The 19,856-nt window shown below is 47.4% G+C and carries 15 protein-coding genes and 1 tRNA gene; 5 read left to right on the top strand and 11 right to left on the bottom strand.

Annotated features, from left to right (window positions below):
- Positions 1 to 248: 248 nt before the first annotated feature.
- Positions 249 to 2,177, top strand: a complete 1,929-nt coding sequence (locus PN462_RS14625) for a caspase family protein (protein ID WP_272129221.1) — start codon at positions 249 to 251, stop codon at positions 2,175 to 2,177.
- 171 nt (positions 2,178 to 2,348) lie between these two features.
- Here the strand turns inward: PN462_RS14625 and deoC are convergent, their stop codons facing one another.
- From deoC to PN462_RS14600, 5 genes are all read right to left on the bottom strand, one after another.
- Positions 2,349 to 3,035, bottom strand: a complete 687-nt coding sequence (gene deoC / locus PN462_RS14620; protein ID WP_272129218.1) for a deoxyribose-phosphate aldolase — start codon at positions 3,033 to 3,035, stop codon at positions 2,349 to 2,351.
- 18 nt (positions 3,036 to 3,053) lie between these two features.
- Positions 3,054 to 3,527, bottom strand: coding sequence for a tetratricopeptide repeat protein (locus PN462_RS14615; protein WP_272129216.1), 474 nt, complete (start codon positions 3,525 to 3,527; stop codon positions 3,054 to 3,056).
- A gap of 191 nt (positions 3,528 to 3,718) precedes the next feature.
- Entirely contained in the window at positions 3,719 to 3,910 is a 192-nt protein-coding gene (gene psb35 / locus PN462_RS14610) for a photosystem II assembly protein Psb35 (RefSeq protein WP_443029181.1), read from the bottom strand.
- Positions 3,911 to 3,973: 63 nt separating this feature from the next.
- Positions 3,974 to 4,909 carry an alpha/beta fold hydrolase gene (locus PN462_RS14605; RefSeq protein WP_272129212.1) on the bottom strand — a complete coding sequence of 312 codons (936 nt, stop codon included), beginning with the start codon at positions 4,907 to 4,909 and terminating at the stop codon, positions 3,974 to 3,976.
- A 31-nt stretch (positions 4,910 to 4,940) separates the two neighbouring features.
- Positions 4,941 to 5,144 (bottom strand): hypothetical protein, encoded by a 204-nt coding sequence (locus PN462_RS14600; protein WP_272129210.1) that lies wholly within the window; start codon positions 5,142 to 5,144, stop codon positions 4,941 to 4,943.
- A gap of 195 nt (positions 5,145 to 5,339) precedes the next feature.
- Between PN462_RS14600 and PN462_RS14595 the strand changes: the two genes are divergently transcribed.
- Complete coding sequence (locus tag PN462_RS14595) at positions 5,340 to 7,112, top strand: iron uptake porin (protein WP_272129208.1); 1,773 nt, start codon at positions 5,340 to 5,342, stop codon at positions 7,110 to 7,112.
- 203 nt (positions 7,113 to 7,315) lie between these two features.
- A complete protein-coding gene (gene cysE, locus PN462_RS14590) occupies positions 7,316 to 8,083 on the top strand; it encodes a serine O-acetyltransferase (RefSeq protein WP_334310459.1) in 768 nt (255 codons plus the stop codon).
- A 61-nt stretch (positions 8,084 to 8,144) separates the two neighbouring features.
- On the opposite strand, the gene PN462_RS14585 is transcribed toward cysE, so the two are convergent.
- On the bottom strand, positions 8,145 to 9,173 hold the full coding sequence (locus PN462_RS14585; RefSeq protein WP_272129206.1) for a DUF3179 domain-containing protein: 1,029 nt from the start codon (positions 9,171 to 9,173) through the stop codon (positions 8,145 to 8,147).
- Between the two features lie 497 nt (positions 9,174 to 9,670).
- On the opposite strand from PN462_RS14585, the gene tkt reads away from it, so the two are divergent.
- Entirely contained in the window at positions 9,671 to 11,698 is a 2,028-nt protein-coding gene (gene tkt, locus PN462_RS14580; protein WP_272129204.1) for a transketolase, read from the top strand.
- 181 nt (positions 11,699 to 11,879) lie between these two features.
- Here the strand turns inward: tkt and PN462_RS14575 are convergent, their stop codons facing one another.
- Complete coding sequence (locus PN462_RS14575) at positions 11,880 to 12,413, bottom strand: hypothetical protein (protein ID WP_272129202.1); 534 nt, start codon at positions 12,411 to 12,413, stop codon at positions 11,880 to 11,882.
- A gap of 344 nt (positions 12,414 to 12,757) precedes the next feature.
- Between PN462_RS14575 and PN462_RS14570 the strand changes: the two genes are divergently transcribed.
- A tRNA-Ser gene (locus PN462_RS14570) sits at positions 12,758 to 12,844 on the top strand.
- 7 nt (positions 12,845 to 12,851) lie between these two features.
- Here PN462_RS14570 and PN462_RS14565 read toward each other — a convergent pair.
- From PN462_RS14565 to PN462_RS14550, 4 genes are all read right to left on the bottom strand, one after another.
- The gene (locus PN462_RS14565; RefSeq protein ID WP_272129201.1) at positions 12,852 to 14,486 is read right to left on the bottom strand and encodes a hypothetical protein; all 1,635 of its coding nucleotides are present in this window, start codon (positions 14,484 to 14,486) and stop codon (positions 12,852 to 12,854) included.
- Positions 14,487 to 14,558: 72 nt separating this feature from the next.
- Complete coding sequence (gene purB, locus PN462_RS14560; RefSeq protein WP_272129199.1) at positions 14,559 to 15,854, bottom strand: adenylosuccinate lyase; 1,296 nt, start codon at positions 15,852 to 15,854, stop codon at positions 14,559 to 14,561.
- A gap of 246 nt (positions 15,855 to 16,100) precedes the next feature.
- Positions 16,101 to 18,713, bottom strand: a complete 2,613-nt coding sequence (locus tag PN462_RS14555; protein ID WP_272129196.1) for an HD family phosphohydrolase — start codon at positions 18,711 to 18,713, stop codon at positions 16,101 to 16,103.
- A 145-nt stretch (positions 18,714 to 18,858) separates the two neighbouring features.
- Entirely contained in the window at positions 18,859 to 19,731 is an 873-nt protein-coding gene (locus PN462_RS14550) for a hypothetical protein (protein ID WP_272129194.1), read from the bottom strand.
- Positions 19,732 to 19,856: the final 125 nt, after the last annotated feature.

The raw sequence follows: 19,856 nt of genomic DNA, 5'->3' as shown, positions 1-19,856 counted from the left end.
CATCTCCTCCATCTCCCCCATCTCCCCCAAACCTTGTGAAATTAAGCGTAAAATGAGTCAAGTCAAGGGTAAGATTAAACCCAAAAGCCCTTTAAAGACACAATTATCCGAAAGTCACTGGTGACTGGTAACTGGTGACTGGTGACTGGTGACTGGTGACTGTCCCATGCTGTTCCCTCTCACCGTAACTTGACAAGACCTGAAATATTCAGAAGATTAAAGAAAAACAGCACATAAAACCGGGTGAAATGGCAGACTATACCTCTCTCTCAATCGGCATCAATCGTTATCAATACATCCAACCGTTGAGTTATGCTCAACAGGATGCTCAGGCCGTGCATCAACGACTCCGGGAAGAAACAGGACTCCCCCCCCAAGACTCCCTCCTCCTCACCGACACCTCCCCTTGGGTAGGAGAACAGTCCACCGAACCCACCAAAGCCAACATTCTCCACTGGTTAGAAAACTGGCTGAATGGGGAATCTAGCTCACTGCTCTGGTTTTTCTTCAGTGGGTATGGGGTCAGTTGGGAAGGGGATGATTATTTGATGCCCATTGACGGGAATCCCGGTGATATCCCCAATACAGGAATCCCTGCCAAAGAAATTTTTGGACTAATTCGAGAAAAAGGCTTTCACAATGTCCTCGTCTTACTCGATATTAACCGTTCTCCTGGAGTTATTGCCGGAGAGTCCGTCGGCGCACAAATCGCCGAAATTGCTCCGGAAATGGGCATCTCGCTGATTTTATCCAGCCAAATTGAAGAAGCCTCCCATGAAGAAGTCTCGTTAGGCCATGGGATATTCACTGCGACGCTCTTAGAAGCCTTACGCTATTATGGGCCTAATCTCACGCTACATAATTTAAGCGGCTATCTCTACGAACATTTACCCGAATTAAGCGAACATCACTGGCGGCCTGTTCAACATCCCCTCATTGTCATTCCGTCCATGGAATTTGCCCAAAAACCCCTCCTCCCCCAAGAAGGCGGGGCAACCTATCCCCAAGAGAGTATGTCCGAAATGGGGAAAACCACCACATTACAAGAAGAAGACACCCTAGAAACTGCCGAGACTGCCGAGAATAATGGGGCTGCGGGAGGGTTAAAAATGCCCGAATTACCCAACTTTCCCACCTCCAATGGGGAGCAGGAGTCACCGGATGGCAATGTTGAACCGGAGTCTCCTGAAGCCAATATCCCTACCAATGAAGACGAGAATATTGATTTAGATTTACCTCCCGAAACTGCTTCTCCTCCACCTCCTCCGACTCCACGTAAGAAGCAACCTGTGGGAATGTTAATTGGGGCGGGTGTGGCATTAATTGCGGCTCTTGTGGGTATATTCTGGTTTGTTACCCGTCCTTCTAATACTCCGGTGGCTTCTAATTCAGACACCCCCACTGCGGCCACTTCCCCTACTGATACCGCGTCTCCTGGGGGGGAACAACCTGTAGAGCAGGGCAATGCGAATGTCCCCCCACCCTCTCCTGAAGCCAGTCCCAGTCCTTCTCCCTCTCCGGAGGCGAGTCCGAGTCCTACCCCTTCTCCTGAAGCCTTAGAGCCGGCTCCTGCAACCATGGAGGCGAGTGAGAGGGTTTTAGCGAGGGCGAGAACCTATATTCAAAGTAATCAGGCTTCTGGGTTTAGTCAAGCGATTCGAGAGGCACAACGCATTCAACCCAATGCACCGTTATATCAGGAGGCCCAGGCGGATATTGCCCGTTGGAGTGCGGTGATTTTGGATATTGCCAAAGGCAGGGCGAACCAGGGGAATTTTCCTAATGCCATTGCGGCGGCCCGTTTAGTTCCCTCGGAGCAGGAAACCTTGTATGCTCAAGCTCAACAGAGTATTCAACAGTGGCAAGAGCAAGCGCAACAACAACAGGCGAATATTGAGATTATTCAAGAGGCCCGGCGGACGATTCGTTATACGCAAGCGTCGAGTTATAATCAGGCGATTAAGCAATTACAACAGATTCCGGAGGGCCAACCGGGGTATGCGGAGGCCCAGGATTTAATTGGCCGTTGGAGTCGGCAAATTTATTTAATTGCCAATTCCCGTGCGTCCCGTGGGGAGTTTGATCTGGCGGTCCAAACGGCGAAGTTAGTCCCTGAAGGGACACCGAGTTATGAAGAAGCTCAAGGCGCGATCGGGCGTTGGCAACAAGGGGAATAAGAATTAGAGGGAATTCGCACCCCAAATGTTCACTATCCTTGTGAAGTTTTAATCATTGTAGGGTGGCATTGCCCACCCTACACCTAAATTTTTAATTTTTCGATTGGTCTATTAACCCGTTTGAACGGGTTTCAGCTATTAGCTTTGGGTTTCAACCCAAGGCAGATTCTATCAACTCTCAACTATTTCACTTTCTTGGCCTCTGAGTTGGATTAAGGCCGCGCCTCGGGATGTGCCGAGACGGGTGGCCCCGGCTTGAATAAGTGCGATCGCTTGTTGAGGAGTCCGAATGCCCCCAGAAGCTTTAATCCCTACTCTGCCTTGACTTACCTCCTGTAACAAGCGCACATCCTCCACTGTTGCACCCCCAAACCAACCTGTACTGGTTTTTAAAAAACTCACCCCTGCATCCATACAAATTTCCGCGGCCAGTCGCTTCTCAGTATTGGTTAAAACATTGGTTTCTAAAATGGCTTTCACCGTTTGCCCCGTTTCTTCGCAAATTTGCGCGATCTCTTTATAAATCGCCTCGGTTTTCCCCTCTTTCAGCCATCCTAGATTGATCACTACATCTAACTCGGTGGCCCCCTTCTCGACCGCTTCCTGTGCCTCATAGAGCTTCACAGCCCCCGTAGAAGCCCCACTAGGAAAGCCGATCACTGCACAGACTTGCGTTTGTTGGTTGTGGAGAATTTCCGCGGCCTCGCGCACGGCAGTGGGATACACACACACTGCCGGGAAATTATAACGAATGGCCTCATTACACGCTTCTTTCACTTGTTCTAGAGTAGAAGTCGGATGTAAAACGGCGCGATCGATATAATCTGCTAATTCAATATCAGTAATATTTTTGACCATGTTTAATGATTTAATAATTTAATTTAAACGAACCGTACATTCTAAAATTAATTTTTGATTAATGGTGGCATAGGGCTGAATTTCTAGAGCCTTATTAAAGGCTTCAATAGCTTTATGATACTCCTCTAAAGCCGCATAACATAAACCTAGCCCATGCCAAGCCCCAAAATGATTGGGGTTGAGTTTAACAACTTTTTGACAATCCTGCAAAGACTTATAAATTTGGTTTTGACTGTAATAATAAATGGCTCTTTGATTCCGCGCCTCTACAAAATCTGGATAAGTTTCAATTAACTGGTTTAAAATCATTTCCGCTTGTTCCGTTTCTCCAATTTCAATTAAAAATTGAGTACGACGGAGGGTTTCTAACCCCGTATCGCCTTTTTGAGAAAACCAAATTTGCCAAAGTCTTGCTGTTGCGTTTTGGCGTTTTCTTGCATCCGAACTATGTAAATCTTGTAAAAGTTCCTGAATCGCCGGATCGTTAAACATTGGGGGTGTTGTTGGTTGTTAGTTGTGGGTTTTGGGTTGTTGGTTGTTAGTAGTTAGTGGTTTATAGTTGCTGGTTGAGTTGGGAATTTTAGTTCTCTGGGCTTACCCTAATTCTATTGTATCCTGTTCAAGAAAATTGGGAATAGGGAAAAGACCGTACCTTGTCTTGTTGCCTATTCCCTCATTCTCAATTATTCTGAGTCTTTTTTATCATCAACTTTCGGCACAAAATCAGGACGTTCTTTATCTTCCCAACCTGCAGGCCGTTTGGAGTTGTACCACGCAATAGAACCAATCGTTACAGCAGCAATAAAACCAACGATGTACACTGCGGTAAAAGAGAGGGGTAATCCTCCTGTTGCGGCTTCCATTAAGATATTCATGGTTAATCTTTCCTTGATTGGCTTATTGTCATGATCCTATCAAAGTTAGGAACGCTTGGTGATTCACTCTGGGATAGGGGGGTGCAAAAAGTGGAGAATGGCTTGGGTGACGGGTTGTGGACAACTTCCGGAAGCGTCGTGGCCGCAGTTGGGGAGGGTTTTGAATTGTGCGTTGGGGAGGTGGTGGTGGAGTTTTTCCCCGTGTTGGGGGGGAAACCAGTTATCTTGTTCTCCCCAGAGGATAAGGGTAGGATGGGTGAGGGTGGGGAGGTTGTCTCGAATTTGTCGAATGAGGTTGGGTTGGGGTTGCGCGATCGCTTGAATTTCTCGCAGAGAAATTTGTAAGTCTTCGGCATATTTTACAATCGCATTGGGCATTTCAATATAAGGATAGGTAATCCAATACACCTCCTCTGGGGTAATGGTATTAGGATCAGTCACCACCTCCCGACGGAAAAACCCAGTTAAGGCGCGTACAATGGGAGAGAGCGGTTTAATAATGCGACTGCGATCGACCACTTTGACCCAAGTTAAAGGTAGAATGGCCAAACCGTGCATCCACCAACTGGGTAAACGGTCTGCAAAAATGGGAACATTGATTAAAACCAGGCGATCGCACAATTGAGGAAACTCTTGCGCTAACCCCAACGTCACCAACGCCCCCAGAGACTGCGCTACAATAATCGCAGGTTCATCGCACAACTGCTCAATACTGCGCTGTAACTCAATAATTTGGTGGCCCACCCTATCGGGATACAGAGGTTTATCAGAAAACCCGTGGCCTTTCGCATCCAAACAGATCACCCGAAACCGTTGGGCTAACTCATCAATACACCCTCGCCACCCATAACTCCAACTGGCAATCCCATGCACTAAAATCAGAGGTTGTCCATTCCCTTTTTCACCGTAGGCCAATCGAATGGGAATCCCGTTAGCATCTTCAATGGTTAAAGTTTGTCGGCCTTGGGGAAAAGTTGCTTGCCACCAATCTTGCATCATTAACTTGCATCATTAATTTATACAGAACAGGTTAAAGTTGGGGACGAGGTTTATGATCAGGAACATCGGGAGCAGCAGACTGTAATTTATACAGACCTTGTTTGAGAGAATATCCCTGTCGTTCCATATCCCGTTGAAATTGACTCGGATTCCCCGATTGTGCAGGATTCTGATCTTGAGGGGAATTAGTCTTGAGTTGCTTCTTCGCTTTTCTCAGTTTTGCTTTACGTCCCATAACGCCCTAAACTGTCCAGTGATTCATTGTGACACGCCTTGTGAGCCTTAGTTCAAGGCAATACCTTCATTATAGTTGAGCGTTGCGTGAGTGAACCACAAAGACACAAAGAACACAAAGACCCCAGAAAAATATTGATTTGAGGAGGCACAAGAGTATGATAAGAGGGTTGCGAGTGACGATTTATGCTGATTTATGGCCAAATTCACGGGATATCTGTTGCCTACCCTACTAGCCTCTATTTTTGTTGTACCAGAGATAGCGATCGCGCAAAACGCTCCCTCTCCTCCTCCCTTCTCCCTATACAAACCCGCTAAACTCGACAATCCCCCCCCCAGAAACAGTCACCTTGAGTTAGCCCCCCCCATTCCCCTCACTTCCTTGGACCTCCCCAACCAAGAGGAGGTCAACCATTCAACCCAACAATTACTTGAAGACCTGCGACACTATAGTAACGAAGCCATGGGTCAACAGGGGTTAGGGGCCACCCAATTTCAAGACGTTTCCCCCACTGATTGGGCATTTGCCGCTTTAAATGACCTCAACCGTCGTTATGACTGCTTGCAAGGGTATCCCGACAGCACCTTTCGGGGCAACCGTCCCCTCAGTCGTTATGAATTCGCCGCCGGAGTGAATGCCTGTGTCCAGCAAATCGAGCGATTAATCGCCGCCACAACCACCGAATTTGTCACCCAGAGTGACCTAGAAACCCTACAACGTCTCGTCCAAGACTTTGAAGCCGAAATCGCCACCCTAGAGACTCGTGTGGATAATTTAGAAGCCCGTGTCTCAGACCTAGAAATGAATCAGTTTTCCACCACCACCAAATTAAATGGGGAAGTGCTATTCATTCTCAGCGAATTTTTTAATGGGACACAACCCTATGACTTAAATGGGAGTGGTGAATTTGACCTCGGTGATAATTTAGTTGAAGGGGGAAAAATCGCCTTTCAAAACCGAGTCCGATTAAACTTTGACACCAGTTTTACAGGGCGCGATCGCTTGCGAACTCGCCTACAAGCCCGGAATATCGAAACCTTCACCGCCTTAGATGGCACAGTGACACGAGAAGGGCAATTTGGCTTTGCAGGAGACAACGATAACACCATCACCCTCAGTAAATTAGAATATCGCTTTCCCTTTGGAAGTCGCGCAGAAATCACCGTCGGTGCAACAGGAATAGGGTTAGATGACTTAGCCAGTCCCCTTAACCCCTTTGAATCCTCCGGCGGCGGGTCAATTTCCCGCTTTGGGCGATACAACCCCATTTATCGCCACGGAGGGCAAGAAGCCGGAATCGGCCTCCGCCTCGCCCCCAATGATAGTATTGCCCTAGAACTCGGCTACACCGCCGGAGAACCCGGAACCGCCGGCCCCAGTAGTGGAGTCTTTAACGGCGACTATGCCATGATCGGACAAGCCACCTTTACCCCCAGTGACTCCATTAACCTAGCAGCCACCTACGTCCACGGATACCGGAGTGGGGGAGTACGGCCTGGAGTAGGCAGTTTAGCCTCTGACTTACGGGGGTTTGATTTTCCCGTCGTGAGTAATGCCTATGGAGTAGAAGCCTTATTTAGTCCCAGTTCCCAATTTTTTGTCGGCGGTTGGGTAGGTTATACTGCCGCCCAAGTGATCAACACCGGAGAAGCCGATATTTGGAATTATGCCATCACCCTAGGGATTAATGACCTAGGGACCGAAGGCAGTCAACTGGGCTTAATTTTCGGACAAGAACCCCGTTTAACGGATGGGACAGAAAGTTTAGGCAATTTGGGCTTTGAGGGGTTACAAGTGGGTTTAACTAGCGATCATGATGTCGGCTTTCATATCGAAGGATTTTATAAAATCCAAGTCACAGACAATGTGGAGATCACCCCCGGTGTCATTTGGTTAACCAACCCCAACCACAACCAACGCAACCCCGATATCGTGGTGGGTACAATTCGCACTCGGTTTCAGTTTTAGGTTGTGGTTTTGTGAACAAAGGAACTCCGGAACAGGGAATAGGGAACTCCGGAACAGTTGTTACTCCCCTATCTCCCCCACCTTCCCCACCTTCCCCATCTTCCCTATCCCCAATCACCCATCTCCCAAGAAATTCTCAGTATTCCTTAACCAAGGAACGCTAAGATAATGAAAGATCGAGTTGACAGAGATTACAATTCCCGATGCTCTCTACTTTAAAGGCGGACTTCCAAATTATTTTCGACCGCGACCCCGCAGCAAGAAATGGGTTGGAAGTCCTGTTTTGTTATCCGGGTTTACAAGCACTATTATTCCACCGTGTAGCCCATTGGCTCTACAATGTTGGTTTACCCTTTATCCCTCGCTTCCTGTCCCATTTCTCTCGCTTCATAACCGGGATTGAAATTCACCCAGGGGCGCAAATTGGCCACGGCGTTTTTATTGACCACGGAATGGGAGTGGTGATTGGTGAGACAGCCATTATAGGCGACTATTGCCTCATCTACCAAGGCGTGACCCTAGGGGGGACGGGGAAAGAAAGTGGCAAACGTCACCCCACCCTAGGGGAAAATGTCGTTGTGGGTGCAGGGGCGAAGGTTTTGGGGAATATTCAGATCGGCAACCAAGTCCGCATCGGTGCGGGGTCTGTGGTTTTGCGGGATGTGCCGTCGGATTGTACGGTGGTGGGCATACCGGGACGAGTGGTTTATCGGTCTGGGGTACGGGTTGACCCTCTCGAACACGGTAAACTGCCTGACTCCGAAGCGCAAGTCATTCGCACCTTGGTGGACCGCATTGAGTCCTTAGAACAACAACTTCAGGAGTTACAAGATCAACATCATGGAACGGTGACGATGGTTAAAGCAGCGTTACCTGCGGTTGAAGACTGTAAGGAGTTGGTTCAGACTGGGGAAAGTTGTCAATTGCGCGATCGCGAAATTCGTGAGTTTTTAGACGGAACAGGCATTTAACAATTATTCCCCCTCTCCCCATTGGGGAGAGGGGGTTAGGGATGAGGGCCATACCTTTTAATTAATCCCGAAAAAATGCAGGATACACAAAAGCAAAAGCGGTACTACTCGGAATTACTGTCCCGTCCATTTCTTCAACTCTCACCGTGTCGAGGGAGTCATCCCAGATAGCTTTTACTTTGCGTCCATTAAACTCGACAACTTGTTCCCCAGTTTGTTGCAGTTTCTGGTGAGAGAACGCATGATGAGACCCAGAAAACTCATTAAAGGGCGTTTCCCCATTATGCTCCCAAATATAACTCACAATGGCTTTGGGGTGTAAGTTCCGTTGGTCTTGGTTGCGGACGGGAAAAATAATCTGGTCATTGGTGTAATAATCACCGTAGGGATAATTAAAATAGTCCCGTTGATGTCCGGTATCTGTCGAGAGAATTTGACTATCGGGGTGTTTGTCTAACCATTCTCCCAAGGTGGTTTTCACTGCGGGGATACGGTTTAAGGTGTCGTTGACTTGTTTCCCCACCACACCGAGGGCCCAGGGTTGGGAGTAGAGGGAGTCATCGGCGCGATCGTACATAACCAGACAACTTTGGTACAATTTCCCAGAGACTCCAAAGGTGGTGTTTCCTCGTTCAAAAGCCACGATAGTATCACAGAGGGGACAATAGGAGATGGTAACATTCTTTCCCCCAACAGTATCATTAACGATTTCGTGCCAGTTCATGATACCAAAGGGATAGGCTTTGGCTTCTCCGTTAATGACTACTCCGATCGCAATGTCGTTTTCATGAAAGGGGGTAGTTGATGGAGTATCAAATTGAGGGTTATCTATACTAGGGATACCGTCTTTGGGAGGGCCACCGTTTAAGAGTTGTTCGAGATTAATGCGAGTATTGGTTTGGGGGTTAATATTTTGTTTGCGTACATCATCAAGTTCTTGAGTTTGGTCATTGAGGAAACTGGTTAGGTGAAAATATTGGAGTTTAAAGTTTTCCCAACCGTCGGCCTGTAAAACGAATGTCCCCAACAGCAGTGCCACTGCACCTCCTGTCCCCAATATAAGCCGATTCATCCGATTTAATGGTTTCATGATCTCACCTGCAAAACCCTAATGGTTCTAATTTCTCTTAGGTCTATGAGAGTGGCCTGAGTCTAGGATGAAGGGGAGGTGATAGTTGATAGTGGATAGTTGAGAGTTGACGGTTGAACCACAAAGATATAAATGGAGGGGATGGGGGAGATAGGGGAGATGGGGGAGATGGAGGAGATAGGGGAGAACCAACTATTCCCTGTTCCCTATTCCCCAACAACAAAACTAAAAATTTGTCAAGTCAAAGCCTAGAACCGTTCGGGGTGAAAAACGGGGAAATGGGGGGGGAAATGGGGGGAGAGGGTGCGATCGCAAAACTTAAACCCAGAATTGCTTGAATCTGACCCCTTGTTTATCCCCCCCGACAATGGGAAGATAGAGACTGGCATTGGTGGCGATCCCAACCGTGTCAGCCTTCAAGTTAATAAGTTTGCAATAAATTTTGTTGCAAATTGTACTTAAATTAAGTGTAGTTCTCATAATAGCGTAAGAAAAATATGGTCGTTGCTAGCCAATCACTCGAAGACCTTTGTATCAATTCCATTCGTTTTTTAGCCATTGACGCTGTACAAAAAGCGAATTCCGGACACCCCGGACTCCCCATGGGAGCAGCACCGATGGCCTTTGTGCTGTGGGATCGCTTTATGCGCTACAATCCCAAAAATCCCAACTGGATTAACCGCGATCGCTTTGTCCTCTCCGCAGGACACGGTTGTATGCTCCAATACAGCCTACTCCACTTAACGGGCTATGATAACGTCACCCTCGACGACTTAAAACAATTCCGTCAGTGGGGATCAAAAACCCCAGGACACCCCGAAAACTTTCTCACCGAAGGGGTGGAAGTCACCACCGGGCCTCTCGGACAAGGCATTGCCAACGGCGTAGGATTAGCCATGGCCGAAGCGCACCTCGGCGCGATGTTCAACAAACCCGATGCTAAAATTGTTGACCATCATACCTACGTCATCTTAGGGGATGGTTGCAACATGGAAGGCATCTCCGGAGAAGCCTGTTCCCTCGCCGGCCACTTAGGCTTAGGCAAACTCATCGCCATCTACGATGACAATAACATCTCCATCGACGGCCACACCGAACTGGCCTTCACCGAAGACGTAATGAAGCGGTTTGAAGCCTACGGATGGCACGTTCAAGAAGTCCCCGAGGGCAACACCGACTTAGATGCAATTCACAAAGCCCTCGAAAACGCCAAATCCGTCACCGATAAACCCTCCTTCATCAAAGTTACCACCACCATCGGTTTCGGTTCACCCAACAAAGCCAACACCCACGGAGTCCACGGGGCCGCCCTGGGTGATGACGAAGTAGCCGCCACCCGTGAACATTTAGGCTGGGATTACGATCCCTTTGTCATCCCCGACGATGCCCTCAACCACTTCCGGAAAGCCGTAGAACGGGGGGCCAGCTATGAGGCCGAATGGAATCAAGCCTTTGCCACCTACAAAACCAAATATCCCCAAGAAGCTGCCCTGTTCGAGCGCATGATCAACTATGAACTTCCGGCAGACTGGCACAAATGCCTCCCTACCTATACCCCCGAAAGCAAAAAAGACGCAACTCGGAATCAGTCTGGGGCTACCTTAAACGCCATTGTGGAAACCTTACCCGAACTCTTTGGCGGCTCGGCTGACTTAGCCCCCTCCAACAAAACCCTCCTCAAATCCTCTGGCGACTTCCAAAAAGGCCAGTATGAGAACAAAAACGTTCGTTTCGGGGTTCGGGAACACGGAATGGGCGCGATTTGTAACGGCATTGCCCTACACAAATCTGGCTTACTCCCCTACGGGGCAACCTTCTTGATCTTCACCGACTATATGCGGAACGCCATCCGCTTATCTGCCCTTTCTGAAGCGGGTGTAATCTGGGTGATGACTCACGACTCCATTGCCCTTGGGGAAGATGGCCCCACTCACCAACCCGTTGAACAAATTGCCTCTCTCCGCGCTATTCCCGATTTAGTGGTCCTGCGTCCGGCGGATGGAAATGAAACCTCTGGGGCCTATAAAGTCGCCGTTGAGCGTGCCAAAGGTGTTGGCGGTAAGCCCACTGCTCCCACCCTCTTAGCTTTCTCTCGTCAAGGTTTACCCAACTTAGCCGGGACTTCCATTGAAAACACCGAGAAAGGCGGTTATATCCTCTCTGATGACGGTGGTACACCGGATATCATCCTCATTGGAACAGGGGGCGAACTGCAACTGTGCGTAGAAGCCGCAGAGCGTCTCCGGGGTGAAGGGAAGAAAGTCCGCGTTGTCTCTCTCCCCTCTTGGGAATTGTTTGAAGAACAAGATGACGCTTACAAAGAGTCTGTTTTCCCCTCCTCTGTCACTTCTCGGTTAGCGGTTGAAGCAGGAAGCAGTTTAGGCTGGGCCCGGTACACCATCAGCGAAGATAATACCATTGCGGTTAATACCTTCGGTGCATCTGCCCCCGGTGGTGTGGCGTTAGAAAAATTTGGCTTCACTGTTGATAATGTGGTAGCGAAAGCAAAAGCTATCATGGGCTAATCCCCCTCCTGATGCCTCCAAGGAATTTGGGGGCTGAAAAGCCTTTAAACGCAACGCCTCCACCTGTGTCAAGTTGGAGGCATTTTGCTGTTCCCATTACTATCAAGTTAATATATAGGGGCTTTATTGGAGTTGTAATCCGGAATCCGCTTGATTCCTATAAAATCAGTCTGTCTGCTGTTTACTGATTACTGCTCCAACCTGCTTCAAAGCCCTGCCAGTAGCCAATATTATAGCCGTTGGTGAATTGGGGATCACTGGGGTTGCTGGAGTCGGGTTGGGGGGTGTAGGTTTTGGCGGTTTGGCGGACGGTTTGCGCGTCTTCTTCTCCGGATTGATACCCTTGATTATAGCCTTCGTAAAAGCGTTGGATTTCCGCTTGATTTTCCTCGCTGTGGTTGTAGTAACCATCGTGGAATCCAGCTAATACTCCGGCTAAATAGCCGGCTTTGGCACGTTGATCGGGGAAACTTTCGAGGTTTAAACTGTTGGTGAGTTGTTGGGGGGCGTATTTTTGGTTAGAATTGCGATCGCGCCATCCCTGCTCAAAACCTAACTCATAACCACTACGATAATGGCGATCGAACGCCGTCTCAAGTTGTTCATCCGACTCTTTCATCGACGAGGGAGGCTGCGGTGAAGCATAGGTTGCCCCGCTTGCCCCTGTCAAGAGTAAAACAGTGGCAAAAGCTACAATAAAAGATTGCTTCATCATTGATTTTTCTCCGCTTGTAGATGCGATTAATAGACAAGGGATGAGTTACGGCTTCCCTTCTATCTCTAGAATGCTGCCGTCTGCTGGAGGACGACAAGATCGAATACCTCCCCTTCCCTCCATCATATAAAACTTATTTTCGATCCATGATCGATCTTGACAAAAATTTCAAAAACAGGGGAGAGCGTTTTTGCTTAAAGTGATCCTTGACGGGTTTGTATTATTTTTGTAGCATATGTAGCATAGGGGAGAGGTTAACGAATGAAACTTCAGTGAGCCGATTCGGTCACGGGGGTTGGAGACTCGGCCCATCATCTTGTACAATGGAAAAGCTGAATCCTCATGGAGAGGTGGCAGAGTGGTTGAATGCGGCGGTCTCGAAAACCGCTAAGGTGTAACAGCCTTCGAGGGTTCGAATCCCTCCCTCTCCGTTTTATATCAACTATCAACTAAAATGTCTTGTTTTACTAATAGTGTAAAAGGGGTTTTGGGAATTTGAAAAGATTGATAATTATACTGTTGGGGGGAGTTTATGACTGCTTTAAATTGCTGATCATTTCGATAAAATGGATGATTTATTAAATCCTCACTGAGGAGAATCATATTAATATTTTTCTCCGCTTGATACTGCTTAAAAGGCGTTTCGTACTTTTGCCATTCGTAAACTCGCTGGACATTATCGCTAATATAAATTGAATATCCTCCCTCTGCTTCTAAGAAGTTAATCGGAGTTTTGGTTTTTAGAGGTAAAGTTTTAATAAACTGAACCGTGTTGATGTTGGGTCTTTCTAGGGTGACAGTTTCGGTTTTTCCTAGGCAAAATTGAGGGGTAAGACACCACCCAAAAGCTAAGTTGGGAGTGATTAAAATAATAACCAGTCCTAGACTTAATGCGTTTGGCCAATTGAGCTTTAGGGGAGGGGTTACGAAGCTCATTAGATATGCGAAGATGGCTAAAATTAATGTATTTTGTAAGACTAAATAATGTTCTCTGGGAAAGATGAGTAAAATACTGGGTAAGACTGCCACAAATACTGCGATAAATGTTACTAAAAGACGCTGAAATTGTGAAGTTTTCAGGCAGTTAATGACTTGAGCTTTTTTGAAGAATAAGTAAATTATAATTCCAGCAAATAGAACCACAATATAAATCCTTTTTAAAAAGAAAAATCTGAGCGCATATTGGCCTAAAACAGGTAAGAATAAATTTAAAGAATTGCGAAAATAAACTGTGCTATTGGATAAAATATGCTTAATAAATAAAGTAGGATTATTTTGTAAGGCTTCTGGAATACTATTGGCTGTTCCAAAAACTTGCTGCATGATTTGAGCATGATTTATCCACGGATTGAGGGAGCTATCCGTCCAATTGACCCAATTTAAGGAAAAATGTTGGCTAAATGCTAACCAACTTCGGCCTCCTGATAACGGGTTTCCAAAGAGGATAAAAGGGAGAATAATGACCCCGATCCATAAGCCAATTTTTTTCCATGATAATTGCTGATTTCTCCAATGATTTAGTCCATTTTGTGCTACAATAATGAACATAAAGAGGAGGGAGAAGATATATTCAGGACGGATAAATGTAATCCAAGCAAATCCAGTGGTTAAAAAGAGATAATATTGTGTATTGTTACGCCTCAAATTAGCCAAAATTAAAACCCCTAAAAAACACAATAAGGCAAAATGTGTGGGACGGGGTTGAATATGATGTAAAGTGGCGATTAAGAATAAAAAACTGCTCCCGATACTAATGACAAGTTTAATCTGTAATGTTCTCAAAAAAATATAGAACAGGACAGAGTTAATAATGACTAAGAATTGGAAGTTTAAATAAAATAAATCAATATTATTTGCTGTTAGCCCAGACAGAGCGAAATACCAGAGAGAATAGAGTGGGGCCCATTGAGGATCAGGGATTCCCGTTTGTAAGAGTTGCACTCCCTTTTGTAAATATATGGTTTCATCTTGGAGACTCAAATCTGTGACGCGACTGATCCAGGCCATCATTTTACTTGCCGCGATCGCAAAACAAACCCCTAAAATTAAATCAATCCTCAGATAGGCTGGCATAATCACAGAATAAAGTAATTTCGCTCACGCCAAAAGACCAGAATGGCGCGAGACAGTGGAGTATTTCGCGGACTAGATTCCCAAACGTTGGTAAATATTATCCAAATGTTCGAGATGATGTTGGGGACTAAAACAGTCTAGGATTTCTTCAGAGGAGAGATGTTTTTTCACCGTAGTATCTTGGCGGATTAACTCTCGGAAATTGCCTTCTGGGGCATTCCAAGCCTCATGTGCGCAAGACTGCACCACCTTGTAGGCCGCTTCCCGTGTCATTCCCTTCTCTACCAATTTCAGCAAAACACGCTGGCTGAAAATCACCCCGCCATAGACATTCATATTCCGCCGCATATTATCGGGATAGACTAACAGGTGTTTCACCAGATTGATCGTTTCATTGAGCATAAAGTGAACTAAGATGCAGCTATCCGGCAGAATCACCCGTTCAACGGAACTGTGAGAAATATCCCGTTCATGCCATAAGGCGACATTTTCTAGGGCCGCCATCGCATTCCCTCGGATAATGCGGGCCATCCCTGTGAGACGTTCAGAGCGGATGGGGTTGCGCTTGTGTGGCATAGCAGAGGACCCTTTTTGGCCCTTAGCGAAATATTCTTCAACTTCTAAGACATCTGTGCGTTGCAAATTGCGAATTTCCACCGCAAACCGTTCTAAACTAGAGGCGATCAGCGCGAGAGTTTGAACAAATTCTGCATGGCGATCGCGGGAAATGACTTGAGTTGAAGCCGTATCTGGTTCGAGGTTTAACTTCCGACAAGCAATCGCCTCAATCCGGGGATCAACATTAGCATAAGTCCCCACCGCACCGGATATTTTACCCACAGCAATATCCTGGCGTAATGTTACCAAGCGATCGCGGTTTCGCATCATCTCCGCTAACCACCCCGCCAACTTAAACCCAAAAGTAATTGGTTCAGCATGAATGCCATGGGAGCGGCCTACCATCACTGTATAACGGTGTTGTTGCGCCTGATAGCGAATCGCCTGAATCGCCTGTTCCACCTTCTCTAAAATCAAATTCAGGCTGGCCAACATTTGCAACGCCAACCCCGTATCCAAAACATCGGAACTCGTCAACCCTAAATGAATGTAGCGGCCTGCTTCTCCCACATACTCATTCACATTGGTGAGAAACGCAATCACATCATGACGTACCTCTGCCTCAATTTCTAAAACCCGTTTGGGGTCAAATTTCGCCTTCTGCTGAATTTCTGTTACCGCTTCAGCCGGAATATATCCCAACTCCGCCTGTGCTTCACAGACTGCAATTTCCACTTGTAACCAAGTTTTAAACTTATATTCGTCTGTCCACAATTCGCCCATTTCAGGCAGAGTATAACGCTCGATCACAGCCTATTCCCATTGACTTACAGCCTTTCTATTGTACAACCCCAAGGGACATACTTTTATGGGTAATCGGTAATGGGTAATGGGCATTGGTGACAAGTTAAGGTGAAAAGGTAGAAGTCAAAGGATTGTACAGCAATAATAAGGCAAGAAGGAATAGCGGGGGAACAGGTGGGTTGGCGGGAGAGTCTAGAGACGGGCTGGAGTCATTCGTGGGGGTGGGAATATCCTCGCTTACCGGAGAAAACATTAAGCGCGAGAGGGGGCGGTTTTACTGCTATCTAAAGCCCCTTTCGGATAGGCAATGCGTTGGTGGTTGTACTGCTGCCACACGCGCACAAAGACTTCAGCAATGGTGGATAATTCCTCGCGTTTTAACCCGGCATCCACTAACTGGCCGTCTTGCCAACGGGCCTTAAAGATTTTATTGACCATATTTAAGGCGGTTTCTGGAGTGGCATCTTTGAGGGAACGCAAGGCCGCTTCACAAGCATCCGCTAGCATGACAATTCCTGTTTCCCGTGACTGAGGAATCGGCCCATCATAACGGAAATCTGACTCTTGAATATCCAACCCCTCCGCTTGGGCTTTCTGTTTGGCTTGGAAATAGAAATAGGAAATTAAAATCGTGCCTTGGTGTTCGGGAATAAAGTCTCGTAGGGCTTTCGGCAAGTTATATTTACGGGCCATGACTAATCCCTGACTGACGTGCTTTTTAATAATATCGGCACTTTCCCAAGGATCATTGATTTCATCATGTTTATTGGGGCCACCCATCTGGTTTTCGATAAAGCCTTGGGGGTCGTGCATTTTGCCAATATCATGGTACAACGTCCCTGCCCGGACTAATTCGACGTTGGCGTGTAATTCTCGTGCGGCGGCTTCGGCGAGGGAAGCGACAAATAAGGTATGTTGGAATGTGCCAGGGGCTTCGGTGGCCAAGCGTTTCAGGAGGGGGCGGTTGGGGTTGGAGAGTTCGGCCAGACGAATGGGGGTGATCAAGTCAAAGACTTTTTCTAAATAGGGGGAGAGTCCCAAGGCCACGATACACCAAGCTAAACCAGATACGCCAAAGAAAGCCGCACCAGGTAATAAGACCGACCAAATAGTTCCGGCGGTGGCACTGCCCACGAGGGTAATGGTAAGGTACACCGTGCCTTGAGCGAGGCCAATACCGCCTCCTAGGAGGGCTAGTTCTTCCCGCGATCGCAATCTTCCCGCCACAAACGCTGCCAAGAGTCCCCCGGTGGTCCCGGCCAGTAAAGACTCCCAAGGAATGGCATCACCGTTGGTGGTGGCGGTATTACTATACACCGATAACCCAGTGAGTAAACTCACCTGAGTCACCGCCAAGCTGGGATTATAGAAACTACTCACCAGTAACCCCACCGCCGGGAGATTATTCTGCTTAAAAATATTCATCAAGAGGGGGGTAGTCACACTCAGGAGACAGAGTAAAATGCGATCGCGGCAACGCAAACGGGTATTAGTGCGCCGTTTCACCAGCATAAACACACCAACCCCTCCCGTCACCACAATGGCTGTTAACCCAATGCCCTTCCAGTCAATCCCTCGACGACTTTCATCAAATTCGTCTAAGAGGACAAATGCCTGGCGATCAATGGTCTCTCCAGCCCGAACAATCAGGTCTCCGGCTTCTACTTGATATTGGACAGGTTCAACTTTTTCCGCCGCTTGTTCGGCCAATTGCTTAGTGGCCTCTTGATCTTCAACTAAATTCGGTTGAATTTTTTCCGAGAGTAAATCCGTGGCCAAGGGGGTGGTTAACGCCGGAATTTGCGATTTTAACTGGGTTGCAATGGCTTCTCGTTTCAAGGAGTCGGGCATTCCTTGGGGGATACCCTGGGTTAAAATGCGGTCTAGCGCAGTCCGAATGCCATCCCGGGTTTTTTCCCAGGTGCGATCGCGCAAATCCAAGAGCGTCCGCTTATAATTTTCTTCAGCTTTCGCCCCTTCGGGATTTTCAAACTCTTGTAAGGCTTCTTGAAACCCTTGGCGCAAGAGTTCAATTTGCGAGAGCAAGTCTTGCAGTTGGGCTTCCCCTTGACTATCCCCGTAGGCTTTTAATTCTCGTAAGGCTTCTTGCCCGGCCAAACTCATCCCTTCGAGGCTGATCTCCTCCGGGAGGGCGGTGGTATTGTTTTGTTCTGTGGACGGGGTGTTGTCTGTCTCCACCTGGTCTGTTTCTAGCACGGAGGGTAAATTACTCAAGTTGGTAATACCGGAGGACTTCTCCGCTTCAGATGCTCCGCCAATAATATTCGCCGCTTTTTCTTGGAGGGATTGGCTGTTGTTATCTAACGGTTGTTGGGAAAAGGAGGTGTCATAAATCTTTTCTAAACGCTGGATGATGCCTTGCCATTCCTCTGGACTGCTACTGCGGAGATAGCGTTGACTGGGCAAGGAAATCTGTTCATCGGCGATAAAGGGCAACCGCCCGGCCATATTCCGCATTTGTTCCACCTGTTCCAGAAAGGTGTTAATTTCTTGGGTAATCTGTTGGGTGGTATCTGGGGAGATTTTCAGGACTCGCACTGAGCCAGTTTGGGCGGCCTTGCGTTTTTCTTCTGTTGATTCTTCGTCCACAACCGTGGCATCTTTCTCGGCCCAGATGGTTTTGGGGGCAGTTGTACCTTCTTTGAGTTGCGGTTGGTTATAGAAGCGATAACCAAAGACACTGGTGAGGGAAACCACCACCATGATTAACATGACGGGTTGGGGAATGGTCTGTTTATGCTCTTTGTGAGGCGGTTTAGGCGATTTCGAGTTCCCCTGACGAGTTGATTCCGGTTTGGACTGCCAAGGATTGAGATATTGAGTGAGGAAATGAAAAGTGTTCATATTGTGTGAGTGAGCAGACAGCAACAGGAGAAATCGTGAGTGGAGGTTTCACCCCTTGAGTCCCAATGTAAGCTATTTTACAGGCAACTGTGAGTGAGCATTCTAGATTTTTGGGAATGGTGAGCAGAAGGTGACACGGGAATAGCTAGGAGGGATGGGAGATGAGGGATAGGGAAGGACGGGGTTGGAGTTGTCCGGACCCTGCGATCGCTGGATGTAGCGATAAATCCTCTGTGGGAGTATAAACACCAGACCAGACTTGAAAGAGTTGCCGTGCTGCTTGCAGCGTAACAGAACTTTCAAGAGAATGCCTCCTTACTAAAGAGAGAGAGTGAACCCCATTATAAGTTCCAGCTATTGTTCCGGTGAGTGGGGTGGTCAGAGGGGCGTAAGCGTCGGTATTCGCGGCACGCTGGAGACAAAGGGAAAAATGATCCGGTGTGCTGCTAAAACAGTATAGTGCGAGTGCGATCGCTGCATCTCCAGAATTTAAATGGGGGGAAACCTCCCGTATGACCTGCACTAAACCTTTTCCTGGTTTCTGAATCTGTTGTAAGTCGAACCCCTTCCCTTTATAGTTTCTCAAGAAATCCCTCTGAGGAGAGAAACTTTCCCCCAATGCAGAAGGATGGTTTGGCATTTCTAGCGATCGCGCAATTCCTTCCCCCCACCCCAAGAGAAAATCGAGAGAGTCTTGAGGCCCTAACCAAAAAGTCGCCCCTTGGACTAACATTTCTCGCAGTCTAGGTAAGTTTTCGTGATAAAAGAGACACACCGGAAACAACGCCAAAGCCACCTCAGCACTATTCCCCTGATGTTGCTGTTGTAAGAGAGACGCATCCCGTTGTTTAATCCGATCTAACCAATCTTGAAGCGAAAATTGTCCAGTTTGGATTAAACTAGCCAAGACACAATCTTGCAAAACCACCCAAGGCAACCCCTCAGCCGTTGTCTGAGACCACAACGCCTGTCCAATTTGCCCCCCCAGTAGTCCACCCTGAAACCGACTTAAAAGCATTTTTTTTATTTTGTTATTTGTTATTTGTTATTTGTGAACTCCGGAACTGGGAACAGTAAACAGTAAACAGTAAACAGTAAAGTTGTTTGTTCTGGGTTCTTTGTTCTCCCCCATCTCCCCCATCT

Source organism: Spirulina sp. CS-785/01 (assembly GCF_028330525.1).
Taxonomy (GTDB): domain Bacteria; phylum Cyanobacteriota; class Cyanobacteriia; order Cyanobacteriales; family Spirulinaceae; genus JAQMSD01.
The sequence above is the reverse complement of the archived record's forward strand: the minus strand, read 5'-3'. Positions and strand labels throughout refer to the sequence as shown.